Below are 19,406 nucleotides of genomic sequence, written 5' to 3' on the forward strand. Positions count from 1 at the left end.
CTTATGGCACGCGTAACCGTTGAAGATTGTTTAGACCATGTAGACAACCGCTTTGAGCTTGTACTAGTGGCAAGCAAACGCGCGCGTCAATTGGCACGTCAAGGCATTGAACCAACTGTAGAGTGGGACAATGATAAACCAACTGTTGTTGCACTACGTGAAATTGCAGTCGGTCATGTAACCAAAGATATCTTGAAACAACGTGATCAAGATTACCAAACTTCGAGTCTTGACCTTGCGCTTTCAGTAAACAATTTGAACTTGGACGGTTTTTCTTTTCAATAAGTTGAACTTTCTTAAAAAGCCTAGTATTTACTAGGCTTTTTTATTGCAATTTATTTAGATAATCAATCGACAAAATTCAAAATATTTGTTAAAAAAATAGATACTTTTTAATTTTAAAATTGACAATTCATTCAATATGCTTTTCATTAGGGCATTAGTGAAATCTTTTTTAATTTTGTAACTCGGAAAATAGGTGTTCTATGCCAGGCCAAGAGGTCAGCCAAGCCAAGCGACAGCTCAATATTATTATCGACGCTTACTTAAAACCAAGCGAAGTCGAGCAAGTGCTTGCGGCATGTGATTATGCAGATATTGCACATGATGGCGTAACACGTAAAAGTGGTGAACCCTACATTTTGCACCCTATTGCAGTGAGCTGTATCTTAGCGCACATGCGAATGGATGCAGAAACATTGATGGCTGCCTTATTGCATGACGTCATTGAAGATACTGATTTTAGTAAAGACGATATCACTGATAAATTTGGTCGTATTGTGGCTGAGCTTGTAGATGGAGTAACTAAACTCAGCCATTCTAGTGATAAAGAATACAATAAAGCCGCTTCATTTCGAAAAATTCTACAAGCGACTCTACAAGACCCACGTGTCATTATTATTAAGCTTGCTGACCGTTATCATAATATGACAACTTTGGGCTCTCTACGCCCTGATAAACGTGCTCGTATTGCTCAAGAAACCTTTGATGTTTTTGTACCTATGGCACGTTTAGTGGGTATGAATGAAATGGCAGATAACCTTGAGCATCTGTGTTATCAAAATCTTGATTTAGATATGTATAATGATGTGCAAGAATCTTTGCTATCAACCAAACCTGAACGATGTCAATATCAGACTGTTTGGGAACAAAATCTTGCAGACTTATTACATACTTATAGTATTGAAGGTCGTATTAAAAAGAAAAATAACAATATTGAATTACTGCGTCACTTTGTAAAAAATGAAATTGATTTACAAGAACTTACCCATAGCCATGCCTTCGAAATTATTTTAAAAACGATTGCTGACTGTGACCGTTTAGTTGAAGCTTTACGTGAAAATTTCCAAGTTCTGCATTATGAAGATCACATTCGTTATCCACTGCCTGGCGGAAATCAATCCTTAATGATTCGCCTCAAAGGTGAAAAAACCACATTATCTTTAACCATCCAAACCGAGTTAATGCGTAAAGCTGCTCGCTTTGGCGTAGTCTTAGGTGAAAATGCGCCTCAAGCCTGCCGCTCAGCCATTCAAGCCTCCATGAAAAATTTAAATATTTTAGTGGATGGCGACTGTGCTAAAACGACTTTTAATGATCTGTTAGATTATTTACATCAAGAGAAAATTTGGGTCTATACACCACATGGTCAACTTCATGAACTTCCTCAGGGAGCAACAGCCGTAGACTTTGCCTATTCTGCAAGTTTGTTTTTAGGTAATCATGCTGTAGGTGCTAAAATTAATGGTGAAATCAAACCACTTTCCACCCCCCTACAAAGTGGTCAAGTCATTGAAGTAATTACCGATGTATTAGCAACGCCAAATCCTGATTGGCTAAGCTTCATCAATACACAAAAAGCACGCCGCGCGATTCAAAATATTTTAAAAGATCAAGATATTGAAGAACAACGTTTAGTTGGGCAACAAGCCTTAAATCGTGCTTTAAAATTATTTAATTTATCAGTAAAAGATTTATCTGAGTCTGATTGGGCTGATTTATTACAATGGCGACATGTCAGCACCAAAGAAGCACTATTTGAACAAATCGCTGTTGGTGATTTACTGCCACAATTGGTTGCTAACCATTTATTTGCGCAAGACCAAGATGAAAATAATGCGTCACAACGTTTGATTCAAGGCACCGAAGGCGTTGATGTAAAATATGCGCATTGTTGCAACCCTGTTCTTGGTGACCCAATTCAAGGGCATATTTCACGTCGTGGCTTAATTGTGCATCGCGCACGTTGTCACAATTTACTGCATGAACAACATTTGCATCCTGAAAATATTATGCCTTTGCATTGGAATTCAGAAACTGAAGATGATATTAACTTTAGTGCATATTTAAGTATTGATTTAGTGCTCAATGATGAACAGATTTCTGAACTTATTTATTTATGTCGTAAATTAAAAACAGGGGTTGAGTCTGTACAAAGCCGTGATGACAAAACTTTTGTCAATATTGTGGTGAAAGATCGTAAACAAATTGCACAAATCATTCGTGAGCTACGCATGCTTTTTGGTTTCCCTCGCGTAACACGTCTTGCTATGCCCATTGCAATAACACCTGTTTCCAAAGCGTGTTAATCAGATAAACCGATATGTCTTTGGAGAATACAATTCATCCGATATGATGAATCTAATTGAAAAATAGGAGAAATTGATGTCCCGCCAAGTGATTCATACCGAAAATGCCCCAGCCGCAATTGGTACTTATTCTCAAGCAATTTTAGTTGGAAATACGCTATATCTTTCGGGTCAAATTGGTTTAGATCCGTATAGTATGGAATTGGTCGAAGGCATTGAAGCTCAAATTCGTCGTGTTTTTGACAACTTAAAAGCTGTATGTGAAGCAGCGGGTGGTTCTCTAGCAGATATCGTAAAACTGAATATTTTCTTAACTGATTTATCTCACTTCCAACTTGTAAACCAAATTATGGGTGAATATTTTGCTCAACCTTATCCTGCTCGTGCAGCTTTAGGTGTTGCTAGTTTACCAAAATCGGCTTTAGTTGAAATGGATGGTATTGTTGTAATAAACCAATAATATTATATTTATTCAATATTTATTTTAATTATAAAATACCACCGATCAGGTGGTGTTTTTTTATCCAAAAATACGATAAATAATTTTTAGCTATTTAAATAAATTCCATTGACAAACGATAACAATTATCAATAATATCTATTATCGCATTTAACACTGTGGTTCATTCTCATGTACGTTTGCTTGTGTCGTGGTATTACAGATCAAGATATTAAAGATGCCATGGCTGATGGCGCTGAAAGCTATCGTGAAATTCGTGACTTACTCGACTTGGGTACATGTTGCGGACGTTGTGCCCCTGAAGCAAAAAGTATCATTAATGAAGAACTAGCTTTAATTGCAGCACGTCTTTCTGTTGCTGCTTAGCATCTTAAACTCACACCAGATAACAATAATACTCTATGATCCTAACAGATCATCTTCCTCTCCCGCTTCGACTCAAGGCGGGTTTCTTTTATATAATAATCTTATTTTTAAAGATCGCTGTTCAGCAAAAAATATTGCTTAAGATGAAATGATCTTTTCTCATGATTTTGATTGCGATTTTCATTTGCCGTTCAATAAAGCCCTCGAAACTTTTGATAAATTTGATTAATATAAATTATGGATTGCCTTGAAATAATTTAAGGCACACGTTTTAAATGGAGCATTCACCATGAAAGGCAATCGTGACGTTATTAATCAACTTAACCAAGTGCTTTATCATCACTTAACAGCAATTAATCAATATTTTTTACACTCACGTATGTTTAATGATTGGGGTATTGAGCAATTAGGTTCAGCAGAATATAAAGAATCTATTCGCCAAATGAAGCATGCCGATAAAATCATTGAACGTATCTTATTTTTAGAAGGCTTACCAAATTTACAACATTTAGGTAAATTATATATTGGGCAACATACGCTAGAAGTACTCAATTGTGATGTTCGTAAAGTGAAAGAAAATATTGAGGCTTTACAAAAAACCGTTGCGCTTGCTGAACAGCATCTAGATTATGTAACACGTGATCTTACCCAAGAAATTCTAGAAAAAGAAGAAGAATATTGGGATTGGTTAACCACACAAATTGATTTAACAGATGGTGTTGGTATTGAAAATTATATTCAAAGCCAGCTCTAACCAAGACTTAAATAAAAATCCCTTTATCGATGTAAAGGGATTTTTTTATTGTTATTTCTCAGATTTAGGGAGTAAATCCTGATAATCATGTTTCTCTCGGTGTAATTCACCTAAGATCCAAAGCTGATGTTCTGCTTCTGCCTGCTTGCCATTAAAAGCTAAAACTTGAGCATATTTAAATAAATCATATTTAGAAGCTAAATTTGCCACCATACGATCAATATACTGTAACTGCTCATCAGACAACTTAATAAATGGATTTAATCCAATCCACCAAATACGTTCTTTAAATTGTGATAATAACCAAATCTGTTGATTCATTACGTCTTGCTGTGTGGCTGTTAATGGTTTTTTGATATTTACAAACACACTTTGTTGGCGATATAGCTGATAATCTCGATACACCACCGCACATAAAACAATGCCGATCAGCACTAAACTCAATGTAACTGCTGGTTTTAAATTTTTACTTGGTAAATAAGAATATTGTGCCTGAATAATACCAAGCAAGAGCCCCATAGGTAATAAAAAATATGCATAATGAATTGGATATTCTAAAAATGCATGAATTAAAATTGCACAAACCATTAAAGTTGCAACCAAAGAAATAGATTCTTTAATGCCTTTATTTAACCAATATAACCAACCTGCGACATATAAAACAATCAACCCACCAATTGGAATACCAGTCCAGATTAATAAATCCAAAATGACATTATGTGCAGTCTTATACCATTCCCAATTTGGTCTTAAATCAAAAGCTGCAATTTGTGCCATACCTGTTTGATTCCAACCATAACCAAACCATGGCTGTTGTTGAATGGCTACCCAAGCTTGCGACCACATATCTAAGCGCTTATAACCTGAAGAAGCTCGCTCCACAACAGTTGCAGTATCTACAACGCCTTGTGTTGAAATTTCATTCATTAAATGATTTAAATAAGGCAAACAACCAATCGCAGCGACAAAAATACCAACCCACATTAATAATTTTACAAAATTAAATCTTTTTGGTTTATTAAATTGTTTGATCGCTAAATAAATTAAAACAAATATACATACAACCCAAGAAGTACGTGATTGAGTCAAGGCAATTGTAAAAAGTAGAACCAAGCTTGAAGGTACAAGAACAAAATTCGAGATCAAGCGTTTTTCATAAAAATATAAACAGGCGAAAACACCCATTGTTAAAAAAGTCGCTAAGTTATTGGGTTGGGCAAAGTTAGCATAAGGACGATTTCCTTTTAGAAAATTCATGAATGGTGCAAAGTATGAATTTATCCCGAGCCATTGGAAAATCGCAATCACACTTGAAAGCAAAGCCACAATCAAAATCACAATACTTATCGCTGTAAAGGTTTTTTCTCGATGCGCTTTTTCTAATGATAAGTTATAACCTACCACAACCATCAGCCAGAACATCAACAGATATGCTGTACATAACAAAGCATTACTAAAATAAAGAATCTGCCCAAAACCATATTGAATCATTGGAATCAATAGAATAGGAAGTGCTAAAAGCTGTGGTTTTGGAATTTTTAAATCTTTTTTCACAAACATACATAACAGTATAATGCCTGATAAAAAAGCCAGAACTTCACTACCAAAAGTTGTCCATGGAAGTTTATGAAATGGCAAGAGATATGCCAATGCTAAAAAAAATGCGGAGAGTATAGGTAAAATTGCTTTCATTGAAAAATGCGCAAAAAAAAACTGAGTGAATTATACACTCAGTCTTTCATTAATCTTTAGGTGTTCTGCTACTTCCAAGGACGAAGGTCAACAATTTTAACCACTTCACCTTTTTCTTTATTAATTAATACCACCATATCAACTGCGTTGGCTTTCAGTGGAACCCAACTATCCGCTTGAGGGTATTTTTTTATTATAGCATTTACATCTTCTTTTGCATTGAACTCATTAAGTAAGGATAAATCCAATGATTTAGATTTAACTTGAGACATATACTTAGAAAGGGGGACATATAAGTTAGGCATCATACTTGGAGCCACACCCTGTTCTAACTCCCAAAATGTTCGATCTGATTTTTCTTTTTCTGAACTAGCACTTTGCACTGCTACCCAATTTTGAGTAAATAAAGGTAATGTATTAAAAGGCTGATCCGCAGAGGTTAATAATTTTTTTGGTATATTATTTGCCTGCACTAAATCAAAGCGAAAAGTATCAAATACAATATATACAGGGCGACTAATCGAAATATTATACACTCCATAAACTAAGGCACTAATTTGTAAGATGAAAATAATAACTAAATCAAACTTAAGTGTTTTTTTCCCTTTTTTAGCAACAATTAAGGTTAATAATGGACCTAAAACAGTATCTATACACAACATCATTATAAAAATATGTGTCACACCAATAGCTTTTGCTAATGGAAACGGATGCCAAAAAATATATACAAGTATAAAACAAACTAATGCCAATATTATTGAAACACATAAATGACCAAAAAATAATTTTATTCGAAAAGATAAACCCATGAATCTTAATCCCTAGTATCTTATCTGCAAGCATTAGGCAAATTTTTTGTTCCCACTGTGCCAGAACATGACCATTGAATTACTTGATCGTTTCGTGACACATTTAAAGTTGGAGTTAAAATTAATGTTCTACCACTTAGATCACCAGTATCATACAAAATAGTGATAATACCTGTGTTTGCAGCCACAGTAATAGTATTATCTTGAATATACTTTCCTTCAATCGATTGAGCTAATCGCCCAATAATACCACTACTCGATACATCTACAACTTGAGGATATTCTTTTCTATCTGATACCCAAATAGCGATTTCACTTCTAAGTGTTTCTGTAACAATAAATCCCTCTGTAACTTTAGATCTATCCATATAAGTTTTATACAAAGGTAAAGCCAATGCAGCTAATACACCTATAATCGCTACTACAATCATCAATTCAATTAATGTAAACCCTTTATTTTGTTTCATGGTTACCTCATTTCATTGATCAATTTAATTAAAAAGAGAGACATAAAGTCTCTCTTTTTTCTAACAACTAGGTATTACTGACAGCTAGTAGGTAAACGTTTAGTCTCAATGCCTGACGCACCAGCAAGAGGTGCACAAGTCCATCCAGAAACTTGACCTGTAGCAGCAATAACAGTAGGAGTTAATATCATAGCTTTACCAGCATTTGTGCCTGCATCAAATGTAATTTGAATCACTGAAGGAGCCGTTGGTGTTGTTGTACCTACAGCATCCCCCCCAGTTAACACAACGCCACCTGGTGCAAAATATTTACCATCCAATAGAGTAGCAGATACACCAACAGGATCTGCTGGTAAAGGATAACGACTTTGATCAGCAATAAACGTACCGATATCAGCTTGCAAACCTGAAGTCGCTTTAAAACCTTCTGATGCTTGGGCACGTGCTGTATAATCTTGGTATGCAGGAAGTGCAATTGCAGCAAGAATACCGATAATCGCAACAACGATCATTAACTCGATACATTCCATAAGTCACTTGAAATGGACACAACTCAAACATTTGAATTATTGGTTTTTTTAGTTTTATACCTTTTGTCCATATAGACACTAATTAATATGCCAATTTTAATGATTATGTCCATATTACAAAAATATTATATGTCTATCGAGGTGATAACCAACTTTTGATATCATGCATTGGCTAGTTAACCCCATAAAATAAAAAATGACAAAAAGTGTCACTTTTTTACATAAAAACTTATAAGAAAACATAAAATAAAATAAGCCTTGTAAAAAACTACACAATGTCTAGAATCAAAATGTTTCTAATCGGTGTTGATTTTTCACACTCAATACCCTGAATTAAAATTGCTTATTAAAGCTATAAAATTTTTAAAATATTGGAGAAAAGTTATGAATGATCAAAAAGGCTTCACGCTCATCGAGCTTATGATTGTGGTGGCTATTATTGGTATTTTGGCGGCAATTGCGATTCCAGCATACCAAAACTATACTATTCGTGCGAAAGTATCAGATGGTTTATCTTTATCTTCAGCTTTAAAAACTGCAATTAATGAAAGTTTCCAAAGCAAAGGACCTTCATCAATGGAGTGTAAAGACGATGCTACTTGTACAGCAATTGGCACTAATCCATTAGATACAACTGCTTTAGCTGGCAATAAAAATGTTGCATCGGTATTAAGTGGTGAAAGTGGAATTATTTCAATTAAATTTAAACCAGCTGTGTTACCTGACGCTAAGAGCACTTTAACACTTAATCCAGTCGCTGCTGATGGAACTACTGCTTTAGATTTAAGCGCTGCTACTAGTGCTGGGTTACAGGTGAATTGGCAGTGTGGTGGAGCGGGCACTACTGTTGAAAGTAAATTTTTACCTGCTAACTGTCGCACTGCTGCTGCTTCTTCACCTTAATTTGTAGTACTGATTTAAAACACTTCTCTTTTGAGAGGTGTTTTTTTGGGTTTAACTTTTATGTGGTTATTACTACTACCGGATCTGTATTTATCTTTCAAAGTAAGAGATCTCTACTATCTGGCTTTAAGTTTATTTTTTATTTTTTATTTTTTTTCAATTATCAAAAGTAGCAAATATATATTTCTATTTTTTCCATTTTTTTTTATTATCCCAGCATATTTGTATTATATTTCAATTTATCAAACAAACATTAATGAACAAATATTAAGTATTATATTAGAAACTGATTATCAAGAAGCTATAGCCTTTTTCGGCAACAAACTATTCATTTATTTAATTTTTTGGATTATTTGGTGTATTGGATGCTTAAAACTTTTCTATAAAAACTATAAATCTCCTTTAATTTGGAATCATCGCAGTCGCTTATGGGTGTTAATAATAGGAACACTATATTTCACTTTAATTTATGCTTTAAATCTGAATCTTGATGCCCAAGCTGAAGAGTTCATCCCAATTCAAAGAGATAATTTTCTAACTAAAGAAAAGAATCCATATATTCAAGACATTAAAAAAACCTATCCTTTAGGTTTTTTTATTTCTATTTCGGACTTAATAAAAGAACAAAAAAAAATTAATTTTTCTTTTGAAAAAAATAAAAAATTCAAATTTAATGCAAAACAAAATTTGAATATGACTCAAAAACAAATATATATATTAGTAATTGGAGAAACTAGTCGCAGAAAAAATTGGCAACTCAATGGCTATACCAGAAAAACCAATCCATTATTGAGCCAACAAAAAAATATAGTTAACTTTAACAATATGTTATCTATTTCTAGTGCAACTCGAACCTCTATACCTATGATCTTGACACGTAAATCAGCAGATCAAATTTATAACTATAACTTTCCAGAAAAATCAATAATTTCAGCTTTTAAAGAGGTAGGGTTCAAAACCTATTGGTTATCTACTCAGCAAAAATTCGGAAATTTCGATACCAGCACATCAGTTTATGCTAAAGAAGCAGACCAAGTAATTTTTTTAAATAAAGCCAATTATACCGATGCAGGCGAACATGATGATGTTATTCTTCCTGTACTCAATAAAATTGTACACCGCAATGAAAATAAACAATTTATTGTGGTTCATACCTTAGGTAGTCATTATAACTATGCACATCGTTATCCCAAAGAATATGATATTTTTAGACCATCACTCAATGATCTATCAAAATATAGTTTGCAGGAGGTTAAATATAAGCAACAACTCGTAAATAGTTACGATAATTCGATTCTATTTACTGATCATGTTTTAAATGAATTTATTGAGACATTAAAACAGCAGAAAGATGCAGAGTCCTTCTTATTATATACATCAGATCATGGCGAAGATCTTTTTGATAATGGTTGTGGAAAAAGTGGACATGGTTTAGATACTCAACATAATCTTGAAATTGCTAGTTTTGCATGGTATTCGGATCTATTCGCTTCTCAGTATCCAAGCCAAATCGCATACTTAATACAAAATAAAGACCGAAAAATTAATCAAACGGCTATTTTCCCAACCTTAATTCAAGCGGCTAAAATTCATATTCCTGAATATACGGAAGAAAAAAGTATACTCAGCCCATTTAAAGATTATCCACGTTTGGTTTTAGGTGGAAAAAATTTTGACTCAGCCCAATATGATAAAATCTGCAAGGAAATAAAATGAACCAAACCCAGCAAAAAATGCTCTCTAACTTAGCTGCGATCTTTTTTATTTCTGGCTTAAGTGCATTAATTTATCAAGTTTGTTGGCAACGATTACTCTTTACGGGTTTTGGGGTTGATTTGACTTCAATTACCGTCATTGTTTCAGTTTTTATGTCGGGATTGGGTATAGGCGCATTTTTTGGTGGTCGTATTGCAGATAAATTCTCTAAAAATATCATTATCTTATTTTGCTTGATTGAATTTGGAATTGGTTGTTTTGGTCTGTTGAGTCATCATTTAATTCTAAACTTACAAGACATATTGATTCATGCTAATTTGGTGATGACAGCATTGGGTAGTTTTATTCTATTATTATTCCCTACATTCCTAATGGGAACAACTTTACCATTATTGACTAGTTTTTTTAATCAATATATTCAAAATATTGGTGACTCCATTGGGCAACTCTATTTCTATAATACACTTGGTGCCGCTTTTGGTGCATTAGCAACGGGGTTTATCCTTTTTAATCATTTTACCTTATCCCATACGATCTATATTGCAGCAATGCTAAACCTCGGCATTTCTTTTTTAGTCTTTATTGTCTATGGTAGAAAATAATATGAAAAATAATCATCTGATTTATCTTGTATCTTTTTTTAGTGGATTTTTAAGTTTAGCTCAAGAAATTATTTGGATGCGTTTGATTTCTTTTGTAGGAATGACAGTTCCACAAACATTTTCATATACACTTGCATTATTTTTAATAGGGATTGCCTGTGGTGCATCCATAGGTAAATCTATTTGCAAGAAAAACACCCATGTGCAAATGTGGGTTTTGGGTAAAATTTTTATGCTTGCGGCGATGGTTGATATTATTCTCATCGCCTTCGTATATATATTTACCAAGAACTTTGATATCTCTATCTTATTTCTGGGTTTATGTGTATTTATCTGTGCAAGCGTCCGTGGGATTATTTTTCCATTGATTCATCATGTTGGAACAGCACAAGTAAAAACAGGTTCACAAATCTCGAATGTCTATTTTTTAAATGTCTTTGGTAGTGCCTTAGCCCCGATATTGATTAGTTTTATTGCATTAGATTATTTGAATACTCAGCAAGTTTATCTATTGATTTGTTTTTTTACGATTATTATTGCGGTGTTATGTTTAAATTCGGGAAGATTAAAATATGTAGGTATTACTTTAGGTATTGTTACACTATTGCTTATGTTAATTCCAGATAAAATTTTTTATGAGTTTTCAAAAAAAGAAGATTATTTAAATCCACAACTGAGTGCCTATCCAAGCCAAATTTTTGAAAATAAACATGGTTTCATCCAAGTTTATGATCAAGGAAAAGACCGTGTGGTATACGGAGCAAATGTCTATGATGGAAAGCTCAATACTAATATTTTTCATAATTCTAACGGCATTGATCGCGCTTACTTACTGCCTGTACTAAAACCTGATGCACAAGAAATTTTGGTGATTGGATTAAGTACAGGGTCATGGGTCAAAGTTTTAAGCATGATGCCAAACTTGAAAAAAATCACAGTGATTGAAATTAATCCTGCTTATATTGATCTAATTAAAACAGACCTGATTGTATCGGATATACTCAAAGATAAACGTATTGAGATTATTTTTGATGATGGTCGAAAATGGGTAAAAAAGCAACCTGAGAAAAAATATGACATTATTTTAATGAATACGACATGGTATTGGCGTGCTTATGCATCTAACTTATTAAGTCAAGATTTTTTAATCATGCTAAAACCTAGAATGAAAAATGATGGTATTCTATTTTACAACACAACCCAATCTATAGATGCATACTATACTGCAAATCAAGTTTTTCCTAATGTGTATCAATATAAATTTATGGTACTCAATGCAATGCAACCAATTTCATTGCCAAATCATGAATATATGCAAACACAATTATGTAAATTGGTGCGACATTCAATTCAAACGCCTATTTTTAAAGATGCTGATGAATGTTCATCCGCAGCAGACATTATTTTAAAAACACCATTAACACCATATGCAGAAATGGATTTATCCCAGTTTCCATATCGTCCACCTGAAGCAATTACTGATGACAATATGATTACTGAGTATAAATATGGGAAGGGATTCTAATGTCAAAACGTCTAAAATTTTTTCTTAATCATTTAAGTATTTCTTTGATGCTCGCCTTGTGTGTGGTTGGTTTGGTATTTTTTATTTGGTATCCAACACCTTTAGCTACAGCAGTGGGTGTGACGCAAATTTTCCTGATGATGCTGGCAATCGATGTAATTGTCGGACCAGTCTTGGGTTTATTGGTCTATAAGGAAGGTAAGAAATCACTTAAATTTGATATTGCAGTGATTATTGCCTTACAAGTTTCTGCTTTATGTTATGGTATTTATAGTATTGAGCAAGGCCGTCCAGCATGGTTGGTTTATTATGTGGATCGTTTTGAATTAGTACGTAAAAATGACATCATTTTAGATCATATTGATCAAGCTCAACAAAAGTTTCAACATGTATCGTGGACGAAACCACAATTGGTAGCGATAAAATCAGCAAAAGATGTTCAACAACATAATAATGATATGTTTATAGAAGTGCTAGGAGGAATTTCTCTCTCACAACAACCTGAACGTTATGTAGAGCTGACCCAAGCTAAAACCTCTATCAAACAGCGGGCACAACCTTTAGCCCTCCTAAATGATTTTAATGATCCGAATATAGTAAAAATGATACTCGCTCAATACCCTCAAGCAACGGCATTTTTACCGCTAAAAGCCACTGCGGTAGATATGGTGGTTTTAGTCAATAAAGAATCTGCAAGCATCATCAAAATAGTAGACTTAAGACCGTGGGAATAATTTTAACGGCATATTTTTTAACTCCGTTTATAAAAAGCCACTAAGTTTATAAACTGAGTGGCTATATTAATCAAATAGTCCGAGTACCTTGCCTCAATTCAAAATTTTCTAGCAATAAAGAATTGCACTTTTCCAGCAGTATTTCATAATCCTCTTTCAGCTGCTCATAATCACTTTTCACTGCCTTGGTCTTAGTTTTCGCTTGCTCAATTTGCTGGGCAGGCGAAAGAACATTTTGCCCTGCTGCCTGTGCAGCTTGTTCAATTGCCTCAATTAATGCAGCATGACGGCTCTTTTTAATCGAACCCCGTTTACGCCCTGCTTCAAGTGCTACAGTGTCATTATTAATTGCAGAACCTTTAGGCAAGACGGTTGGCTTATTGGCTTTTAATCGTTCTAAAGCAGCATAATATTCATTGAGTGCACTCATATTTTAAACCTCAATATTGATCGTTTTAATTTTTTGAATGGTCTTATTTAAAACCATAATGTCACTATCCATTTGTGCGTACAGCAAGCTGCCTTGTATTTGTTTACCACGTACTCGTTGCAGTCGCTGAACCGCTTTTTGCATCTTCTCTGCGCTGCCAGTATCAAACGCCGCATGAGCACAACTCAGACAACTCGTAATTGCAGTAAATGAAATTTTTTCGCATGAATCGGGGTTGGTACAAGCCCCAAAAAGACTAGGTTTATACGCAATTTCCCCTTTTTTCATACGCTTAATCGTTTCTTCACGATTTGGAAATACTGTGAGTAATTGCTCACAGTCTTTTTGCAGCTGCAAATAGGTTCCTGCCCCACCGACCAAACGACTAGAACTATTAATTACACCATCCTCAAACTGAGCATAAGAATGCACCAAGCGCTGATATTCCAGCTCTTGAATAAACTCTTTTTGACTATCACTCACTAAAATATTTGGCGCAAATACCGCATTATTACGGTAATACAAAGTCATAGACTCTGTTAGATGCTTAAATTGAACAGACAAAGCACCGAGTCCGATCATGCCTGAACGTGCGCCATAAACTGCAAGCGAACGTCTGAATTGATGCGTGCAAATATTCCAATATTGACCAATTTGACAGTCCTTGTCTTCACGCCAGTTGCGAAAACCATCAAAAGCTTCAAGCTCGGCGATATCACTTTCTGTGATTTTCACCCCCTCTCCAAGCAAGACAGAAATACGGCTTAAATACTGATTAAAATTAGACTGTGTTCGAGTCGGAGCACCCTCAAAATTAGAGATAAAATCCGTTTTATGCTCAATATTGCTGTTATTTTTATTTCGATACTTTTGCGAGTATAGCGTTGGAAATAATGGGTATTCAGCAGGATTAGACATATCATAATGTGGGTTGAACAGGGCATATATTTCACCAATACTTTGTGCTGCGTGTACGCCTACTTGAATATCTTCAAACGTGATCCAATACGTAGACTTTTTGCCACCCCCGTGTAATTTTGATGTATAGCCCATAATGACATGCACAAGATGCTCGTTACTTTGAATAGTTTGATAGCAATCAGAAGACAGCTGATTCACTTCATTATCACGCATCCCTGTAAATAGATGAATCCACAACTTGGTCATACCTTGAATCAGCGTCATATAACGGGTGAGGTTGGCATGTTTTTGAATCTGATTATTTTCAAACAGTGCCGTTAAACCGAGTAAATCTCTAGCATCAGCAAAACTTACCGCATTTTTTTCACGTTTAAACGCTGTCGGCATCAAAGCAAAATTTGCATCCTGCTGCTTGCGCTGAAACCATTTCAGAAGTGCTGATGTATTTTGATTAAATTCATTCAATTTATCTGCTAAAGCATTAATTAAGGCTATATAAAGCCGTGAAGGAACAACTTTGGTTTGTGGACCTACTTTGCCTGACTGCAACCTGATTTGAGCAGCCAACTTTGCTAAATGCTGTATTGGCTTATATGTACTAAACGCAGGAATGAGCAATGGGTATTGCTGTTGTAAGGCAAAACAATCCGTTAAAAATGCTTTAATGTGAATTGCTTTTTGATAGCTCACACCAACATAAGCATCATTCACCTTTGATATATATGCAACATCACTAAATAACTGTTGCAGTGTACAACCATTTTTATATGCAATTGCTGCAAACTGGCGTAAGACCGTATGCCGCTGTTCAATACTTTTAATAATCGACTTACCAGATTTTATATAAAGCAAAGCAAAACTGATTTTTTTCATTTCTGCCCGAATTTGACAGTAAAGAAAGTCATTTTCTCGGACATTTTCAAGCCAACTATCAAAATTGAGGCGACAATCACACTTCGGTAAATATGGAGAAAGATCCCAGATATTGTCTGAATAAACTGACAATATCTCACCACTCTTCATTCGCGATAATACAAAAATACTTGGAACAGTCAGCTGATTATTCTGTAGATTATACTCATCAGGTAAGAACTGCTCAGCAATACCCAATGAATATAGATATGAATTAAATGAAATCATGATATCCACCCCAAATCAATTAGCAATTCAAAATGATTGAGCCAATAGGCATCTAAATCACCACTTTCTACTTCTTCTTGTATTGAAAAAATACGATCACGTAAATTTTCATAAGTATCTGATAATTCGTTGACTACTTCGTCAATTCGATGTAGCACAACCCCAAACTGCTGTTCCCACTTGATTAAGTCCGTGGCTTTTTGCTTAACGTAGCCGAGCAGGCTTTTCAGTGATAAAAGCTTACGCACATCTTCGTCATCAGCATGAACTGCATAATGCTGGCAAAATAAACAGTGCTCAAATTGCTGACAGTTTGGAGTTGGAGCTTGCGCAGTAAAACCTGTTGCTTTTTCAGGTTGTAGATTGGTAGTCGTACAAGCCCCGACAGCTAAGGTTTGAACATCAACAGTCTCATCTAAAGTTTGCACAGGAATACGCTCAACGGTTCGAGTTTGTGCCACCGCAACTTCTCTCAACTCATTAAAAAATTGTGAAATTTGCTGAGCTGCATCTTTGAATGAAGTACGTGCATAATTATTTCTTGCTGTATCAAGTGAGTGCCCCATCACTTCAGCTTCAAGCAATAAATCGCCATCGCTCAATTCAACATATTGACTGCTAACATGCTTGCGCCACTCTTGTGGGGTGATCCAAGCCATTTTCGGGAAAATGCGCTGTAAAAATTTTTTTATTAATTGTAATCTGCCGTTGCTTACAGGTCCCAATTGCTGAATTTCATTGCGCAATGGAAAGACAAAATCACATACTTCATCTTGTACATACCATTCTCGAAGTTCCAGAATCCTCCTAAAAACTGGCTCAAATTTCACCCCAAATTCTGGTCGTACTATCTTGTCACCTGCACGGCTTTTTGTTCCTGAAAACCTGCGCCCTTGGGTACTTGGTCGGATTTCCATCGTATCAAGTTGTAACTGTTGAGCAGTGTCTAGATTTGCACCAGTTTGCGCAATAAATAACAGCATACCAATGGCAAGACCGTAGGAGGCAAGTCTTGTGCGCTCTAAATGTCGCTTGTTTTTATTACGTTCTTCAAGTTTACGAATCGCTTGATTGCGATTTTCACGTACACGTTTTCGATACTCACTATCTTCTTCTAACTCAAAATCAGCCAGCATTTTGGAAAGGGCTGGAATAATTGGATATTTGGCTAAGTAACTCTGTACATCAAACTGAATATGCTGTTTTTCAGTTTGATGATGAAAGCCCGAGTAAAAATAAAAATCTTCTTCATCCACAGATTGAAAATGCGCAGGAAAGTCATTTTCTTGTACAACAATACGATGAATTTCAAGAAAGACATTCAAAAAAGTTGCATAAGTTTTTTGATGATCTTCTTTAGCGATTGGAAAAACAGGAACATCATAACGCTGAGACTGTACTTGCATCGCTTGACTAACAATATCAATTTCATGACAGTCAAATACATATGCGATTAACTTCGCCGCATTACGCTGATATTGCTTTGCTGTATGTGCAGCCAAGTTTTCTTCATCAGTATCTGCAAGCAAAGTGCGATCAACTAAATATTTGCTGTAACGACGATACGCATCGATCACACTGTCTTGATTTGATAAATCAAAATTTTTCTTTTGCAAATCCACATAATCTAGAAACATTTTACTAGTATAGTAAAAGAGCCCTTTTGACAAATCTGATCCGCCCATTTGCAACAAATAGTCCGTTAAACACTGCAAAAAATAACGTCTTTTTTCATCAAAAGATGCAGATAACTGTTGTTCCGACAAGACCTCGTCAGATACTCTTTTACGATAAAACAGAGTTCCGATGTCAAATGTTTTAAAAGCAAAAGAAGCTGTCTTATCTTTGCAGACAAGAACAAGTCTTTCATGTTCAATAATTTGTTTGTTGATATCTGAGATATGCACAAAAATCGGAGAGCGTCTAAAATTCATGACAATTCTCCTGCTAAATTGACAGAAGACATCACGTATTTCATTAAGCTTGATTCATACTCATGCTGAATTTTACTGCGCCATTGCAATCGTGATTTATAATTCAAATACTGTAAAGTTGTGCTGATGTTGCGATGTCCCATCCGAGCTTGCACATATTCGACCGCTGTCATAGCAGAATGCCCTTCAGGTAGATGCTGCAATTGACTTTCAAGCAGATTCATCCCAAAACTGGCACGTAAATCATGAAATTTAAAACTTTTAAATTGTGGATCAATCAAGCGAATTTCGGGTAATAGCACGACTTTTAAATAACTACGTACCGCTTCACCCTCATACAGTTTCAGCCTCGCCCCAAATGAGTCAGAGGCTTTAATCTGCTCAGTCAGTTCTTGCTGTTCAGCTTTGCTGGTGTAGAAAGGTGTACCAAGCTTGGTGAGAAACACATAGTTTTCATCCGAGTCGCCATAATTTGATTTCTGTCTACGCAGATGCGCTTGCTCACTATTGATATAGATTTTAAGATCTTGTACTAACCAATTTGGAATCAAAAGTGTCATCGGCTTTTGAAATTTAGTGTCCACACCTGTACCCGCCCCAACTGGCAGACGAATAAAGCCATGACTATCAAGCTCACAACCAATTAAACTTTTTATTCGTAAAGTACAAATGGTTTGTAAACGGGCACCTGTGAATAATGCTAGATAGAACATCAGCTGATATTCACGTGATGATTTTTGCAGTGCTTTTAATATGACAGTTTGCGATTCAACGCTGAGAGGGCTTAATTCACCACCATCCACAATCGCTTCAGAATTTGGAGCTTTGGCTGGAACATGAATTGCAAGATCATGTGACTTAATTGCCATTTTTCGACGTGCACCAAATTCATTATCTACAGCAATATATTTGTAAACATCTTTAAACGGTATGCCATAGCACTGATGATCGATCAAATCTTCTGTAACGAGAAATCGGTAAAAATTCACTACCGCATTAATTCGATTACTTGCAGAGCGAGCTGAAATTAGACCTGCATTTGTCTGCTCAATAAGACGAGTACGATATTTAAAAATCGCATTCAACTGTTTTAGCTTATGAAATTTCAAACAGTCCAGCTGTTCATCTTCTAAAAAGCGCTGAAAATCCACAAGCTGGTGTGCAATAGATGCAAAAGTTTTAAAATCATACTGTACTGTTTGCTGTAATTTTTTCAGCAAGTACAGATTAAAAATTTCTGACGGACTACCATCTCCCTGAATAATTACAGGAAATTCAAGGTACGCATCACCATAATTTTCGAAATCGGCATCATTGAAACAATGAGTTGCCTTAACCAACGTCAATAACTGAAATTTTTTGATGGTCACAATTTTGGCTTTAGACTGGTAGCGTGACTGACCATTTTTAAGTTTAGTGCTCATTTGAGCCTCCTGTTTATTAAAAACAGGCAAAAAGCGACCTTAAGATAGGATTGACAAAAATGCCCCTATTCATCAAAATGGGATTGTCTGGACACCAATCAAGACAATCTATAAGAGCTCATGTTCCCGCATGGGCTTTTATACTTTTTGCCGAATGAAAATAATTACTTTTTTGTCAATTTATTCTGTTCCTCCTTTCTTAAGCGTTCCAATTCCGTAATAAAAAAAGCATTCATTGACTGATGTCTTTGCTTTGCTGTTTGTTTAACCCAAGAAATTAAATCTATAGGTAAGCGTAAATTTGTTTGTTTCATATGCAATTAATCAATTATTAGCATATTGCTAACATAGCAATATGCTATCACTTATGTCAACTATTTTTTTATAGCATAATGCTAGTATTAAATTTTT

At 35.0% G+C, this 19,406-nt stretch carries 19 protein-coding genes; 10 read left to right on the forward strand and 9 right to left on the reverse strand.

Annotated features, from left to right (window positions below):
* Positions 1 to 3 precede the first annotated feature (3 nt).
* The 5 genes from rpoZ (at position 4) to bfr (ending at position 4,168) form a co-directional block, all read left to right on the forward strand.
* Positions 4 to 285 carry a DNA-directed RNA polymerase subunit omega gene (gene rpoZ / locus HX005_RS01505; RefSeq protein WP_107007128.1) on the forward strand — a complete coding sequence of 94 codons (282 nt, stop codon included), beginning with the start codon at positions 4 to 6 and terminating at the stop codon, positions 283 to 285.
* Between the two features lie 200 nt (positions 286 to 485).
* Positions 486 to 2,588 carry a RelA/SpoT family protein gene (locus HX005_RS01510; RefSeq protein WP_286376056.1) on the forward strand — a complete coding sequence of 701 codons (2,103 nt, stop codon included), beginning with the start codon at positions 486 to 488 and terminating at the stop codon, positions 2,586 to 2,588.
* A 76-nt stretch (positions 2,589 to 2,664) separates the two neighbouring features.
* Entirely contained in the window at positions 2,665 to 3,048 is a 384-nt protein-coding gene (gene ridA, locus HX005_RS01515) for a deaminase RidA (RefSeq protein WP_107007130.1), read from the forward strand.
* 171 nt (positions 3,049 to 3,219) lie between these two features.
* A complete protein-coding gene (locus tag HX005_RS01520) occupies positions 3,220 to 3,414 on the forward strand; it encodes a bacterioferritin-associated ferredoxin (RefSeq protein WP_107007131.1) in 195 nt (64 codons plus the stop codon).
* 289 nt (positions 3,415 to 3,703) lie between these two features.
* A complete protein-coding gene (gene bfr, locus HX005_RS01525) occupies positions 3,704 to 4,168 on the forward strand; it encodes a heteropolymeric bacterioferritin subunit Bfr (protein ID WP_286376057.1) in 465 nt (154 codons plus the stop codon).
* A gap of 51 nt (positions 4,169 to 4,219) precedes the next feature.
* Here bfr and HX005_RS01530 read toward each other — a convergent pair whose 3' ends face one another.
* The 4 genes from HX005_RS01530 to HX005_RS01545 all read right to left on the reverse strand — a co-directional run bounded on the left by HX005_RS01530 (position 4,220) and on the right by HX005_RS01545 (position 7,666).
* A complete protein-coding gene (locus HX005_RS01530) occupies positions 4,220 to 5,860 on the reverse strand; it encodes a PglL family O-oligosaccharyltransferase (RefSeq protein ID WP_286376058.1) in 1,641 nt (546 codons plus the stop codon).
* Positions 5,861 to 5,928: 68 nt separating this feature from the next.
* Positions 5,929 to 6,669, reverse strand: coding sequence for a TfpX/TfpZ family type IV pilin accessory protein (tfpZ, locus tag HX005_RS01535; RefSeq protein ID WP_286376059.1), 741 nt, complete (start codon positions 6,667 to 6,669; stop codon positions 5,929 to 5,931).
* A gap of 20 nt (positions 6,670 to 6,689) precedes the next feature.
* Positions 6,690 to 7,136: a pilin gene (locus HX005_RS01540; RefSeq protein WP_286376060.1), complete on the reverse strand. Its 447-nt coding sequence runs from the start codon at positions 7,134 to 7,136 to the stop codon at positions 6,690 to 6,692.
* Positions 7,137 to 7,210: 74 nt separating this feature from the next.
* On the reverse strand, positions 7,211 to 7,666 hold the full coding sequence (locus HX005_RS01545) for a pilin (protein WP_286376061.1): 456 nt from the start codon (positions 7,664 to 7,666) through the stop codon (positions 7,211 to 7,213).
* A 384-nt stretch (positions 7,667 to 8,050) separates the two neighbouring features.
* On the opposite strand from HX005_RS01545, the gene HX005_RS01555 reads away from it, so the two are divergent.
* From HX005_RS01555 to tfpZ (HX005_RS01575), 5 genes are read left to right on the forward strand one after another with little or no spacing between them, the layout of a single operon-like run.
* Positions 8,051 to 8,569 (forward strand): pilin, encoded by a 519-nt coding sequence (locus tag HX005_RS01555; protein ID WP_353621992.1) that lies wholly within the window; start codon positions 8,051 to 8,053, stop codon positions 8,567 to 8,569.
* Between the two features lie 45 nt (positions 8,570 to 8,614).
* Positions 8,615 to 10,285 carry a phosphoethanolamine transferase family protein gene (locus HX005_RS01560; protein ID WP_286376062.1) on the forward strand — a complete coding sequence of 557 codons (1,671 nt, stop codon included), beginning with the start codon at positions 8,615 to 8,617 and terminating at the stop codon, positions 10,283 to 10,285.
* The gene (locus HX005_RS01565) at positions 10,282 to 10,887 is read left to right on the forward strand and encodes a fused MFS/spermidine synthase (RefSeq protein ID WP_286376063.1); all 606 of its coding nucleotides are present in this window, start codon (positions 10,282 to 10,284) and stop codon (positions 10,885 to 10,887) included. Before HX005_RS01560 ends, HX005_RS01565 begins: the two co-directional genes overlap by 4 nt.
* 1 nt (position 10,888) lies before the next feature.
* Positions 10,889 to 12,412, forward strand: coding sequence for a spermine/spermidine synthase domain-containing protein (locus HX005_RS01570; protein ID WP_286376064.1), 1,524 nt, complete (start codon positions 10,889 to 10,891; stop codon positions 12,410 to 12,412).
* Positions 12,412 to 13,146 (forward strand): TfpX/TfpZ family type IV pilin accessory protein, encoded by a 735-nt coding sequence (tfpZ, locus tag HX005_RS01575; protein WP_286376065.1) that lies wholly within the window; start codon positions 12,412 to 12,414, stop codon positions 13,144 to 13,146. The genes HX005_RS01570 and tfpZ (HX005_RS01575) overlap by 1 nt, the downstream gene beginning before the upstream one ends.
* A 70-nt stretch (positions 13,147 to 13,216) precedes the next feature.
* Here the strand turns inward: tfpZ (HX005_RS01575) and HX005_RS01580 are convergent, their stop codons facing one another.
* From HX005_RS01580 to HX005_RS01600, 5 genes are all read right to left on the reverse strand, one after another.
* Entirely contained in the window at positions 13,217 to 13,576 is a 360-nt protein-coding gene (locus tag HX005_RS01580; RefSeq protein ID WP_286376066.1) for a hypothetical protein, read from the reverse strand.
* A 3-nt stretch (positions 13,577 to 13,579) separates the two neighbouring features.
* Positions 13,580 to 15,637 carry a hypothetical protein gene (locus HX005_RS01585; RefSeq protein ID WP_286376067.1) on the reverse strand — a complete coding sequence of 686 codons (2,058 nt, stop codon included), beginning with the start codon at positions 15,635 to 15,637 and terminating at the stop codon, positions 13,580 to 13,582.
* On the reverse strand, positions 15,634 to 17,571 hold the full coding sequence (locus HX005_RS01590; RefSeq protein WP_286376068.1) for a hypothetical protein: 1,938 nt from the start codon (positions 17,569 to 17,571) through the stop codon (positions 15,634 to 15,636). Before HX005_RS01590 ends, HX005_RS01585 begins: the two co-directional genes overlap by 4 nt.
* Entirely contained in the window at positions 17,568 to 18,995 is a 1,428-nt protein-coding gene (locus HX005_RS01595; protein ID WP_286376069.1) for a tyrosine-type recombinase/integrase, read from the reverse strand. Before HX005_RS01595 ends, HX005_RS01590 begins: the two co-directional genes overlap by 4 nt.
* A 164-nt stretch (positions 18,996 to 19,159) precedes the next feature.
* Complete coding sequence (locus tag HX005_RS01600) at positions 19,160 to 19,309, reverse strand: Arc family DNA-binding protein (protein ID WP_286376070.1); 150 nt, start codon at positions 19,307 to 19,309, stop codon at positions 19,160 to 19,162.
* Between the last annotated feature and the right edge of the window lie 97 nt (positions 19,310 to 19,406).

The sequence above is a fragment of the Acinetobacter sp. R933-2 genome (assembly GCF_030325485.1).
Classification (GTDB): Bacteria; Pseudomonadota; Gammaproteobacteria; order Pseudomonadales; family Moraxellaceae; genus Acinetobacter; species Acinetobacter sichuanensis.

What these genes read in the sequence shown, in the direction of transcription:
- tfpZ (WP_286376059.1), bottom strand. Translation starts at nt 6,669, where the DNA reads ATGGGTTTATCTTTTCGAATAAAATTATTTTTTGGTCATTTATGTGTT.
- HX005_RS01570 (WP_286376064.1), top strand. Translation starts at nt 10,889, where the DNA reads ATGAAAAATAATCATCTGATTTATCTTGTATCTTTTTTTAGTGGATTT.
- HX005_RS01585 (WP_286376067.1), bottom strand. Translation starts at nt 15,637, where the DNA reads ATGATTTCATTTAATTCATATCTATATTCATTGGGTATTGCTGAGCAG.
- HX005_RS01565 (WP_286376063.1), top strand. Translation starts at nt 10,282, where the DNA reads ATGAACCAAACCCAGCAAAAAATGCTCTCTAACTTAGCTGCGATCTTT.
- HX005_RS01510 (WP_286376056.1), top strand. Translation starts at nt 486, where the DNA reads ATGCCAGGCCAAGAGGTCAGCCAAGCCAAGCGACAGCTCAATATTATT.
- tfpZ (WP_286376065.1), top strand. Translation starts at nt 12,412, where the DNA reads ATGTCAAAACGTCTAAAATTTTTTCTTAATCATTTAAGTATTTCTTTG.
- HX005_RS01555 (WP_353621992.1), top strand. Translation starts at nt 8,051, where the DNA reads ATGAATGATCAAAAAGGCTTCACGCTCATCGAGCTTATGATTGTGGTG.
- HX005_RS01590 (WP_286376068.1), bottom strand. Translation starts at nt 17,571, where the DNA reads ATGAATTTTAGACGCTCTCCGATTTTTGTGCATATCTCAGATATCAAC.
- HX005_RS01580 (WP_286376066.1), bottom strand. Translation starts at nt 13,576, where the DNA reads ATGAGTGCACTCAATGAATATTATGCTGCTTTAGAACGATTAAAAGCC.
- HX005_RS01520 (WP_107007131.1), top strand. Translation starts at nt 3,220, where the DNA reads ATGTACGTTTGCTTGTGTCGTGGTATTACAGATCAAGATATTAAAGAT.
- rpoZ (WP_107007128.1), top strand. Translation starts at nt 4, where the DNA reads ATGGCACGCGTAACCGTTGAAGATTGTTTAGACCATGTAGACAACCGC.
- HX005_RS01600 (WP_286376070.1), bottom strand. Translation starts at nt 19,309, where the DNA reads ATGAAACAAACAAATTTACGCTTACCTATAGATTTAATTTCTTGGGTT.
- bfr (WP_286376057.1), top strand. Translation starts at nt 3,704, where the DNA reads ATGAAAGGCAATCGTGACGTTATTAATCAACTTAACCAAGTGCTTTAT.
- ridA (WP_107007130.1), top strand. Translation starts at nt 2,665, where the DNA reads ATGTCCCGCCAAGTGATTCATACCGAAAATGCCCCAGCCGCAATTGGT.
- HX005_RS01545 (WP_286376061.1), bottom strand. Translation starts at nt 7,666, where the DNA reads ATGGAATGTATCGAGTTAATGATCGTTGTTGCGATTATCGGTATTCTT.
- HX005_RS01595 (WP_286376069.1), bottom strand. Translation starts at nt 18,995, where the DNA reads ATGAGCACTAAACTTAAAAATGGTCAGTCACGCTACCAGTCTAAAGCC.
- HX005_RS01540 (WP_286376060.1), bottom strand. Translation starts at nt 7,136, where the DNA reads ATGAAACAAAATAAAGGGTTTACATTAATTGAATTGATGATTGTAGTA.
- HX005_RS01530 (WP_286376058.1), bottom strand. Translation starts at nt 5,860, where the DNA reads ATGAAAGCAATTTTACCTATACTCTCCGCATTTTTTTTAGCATTGGCA.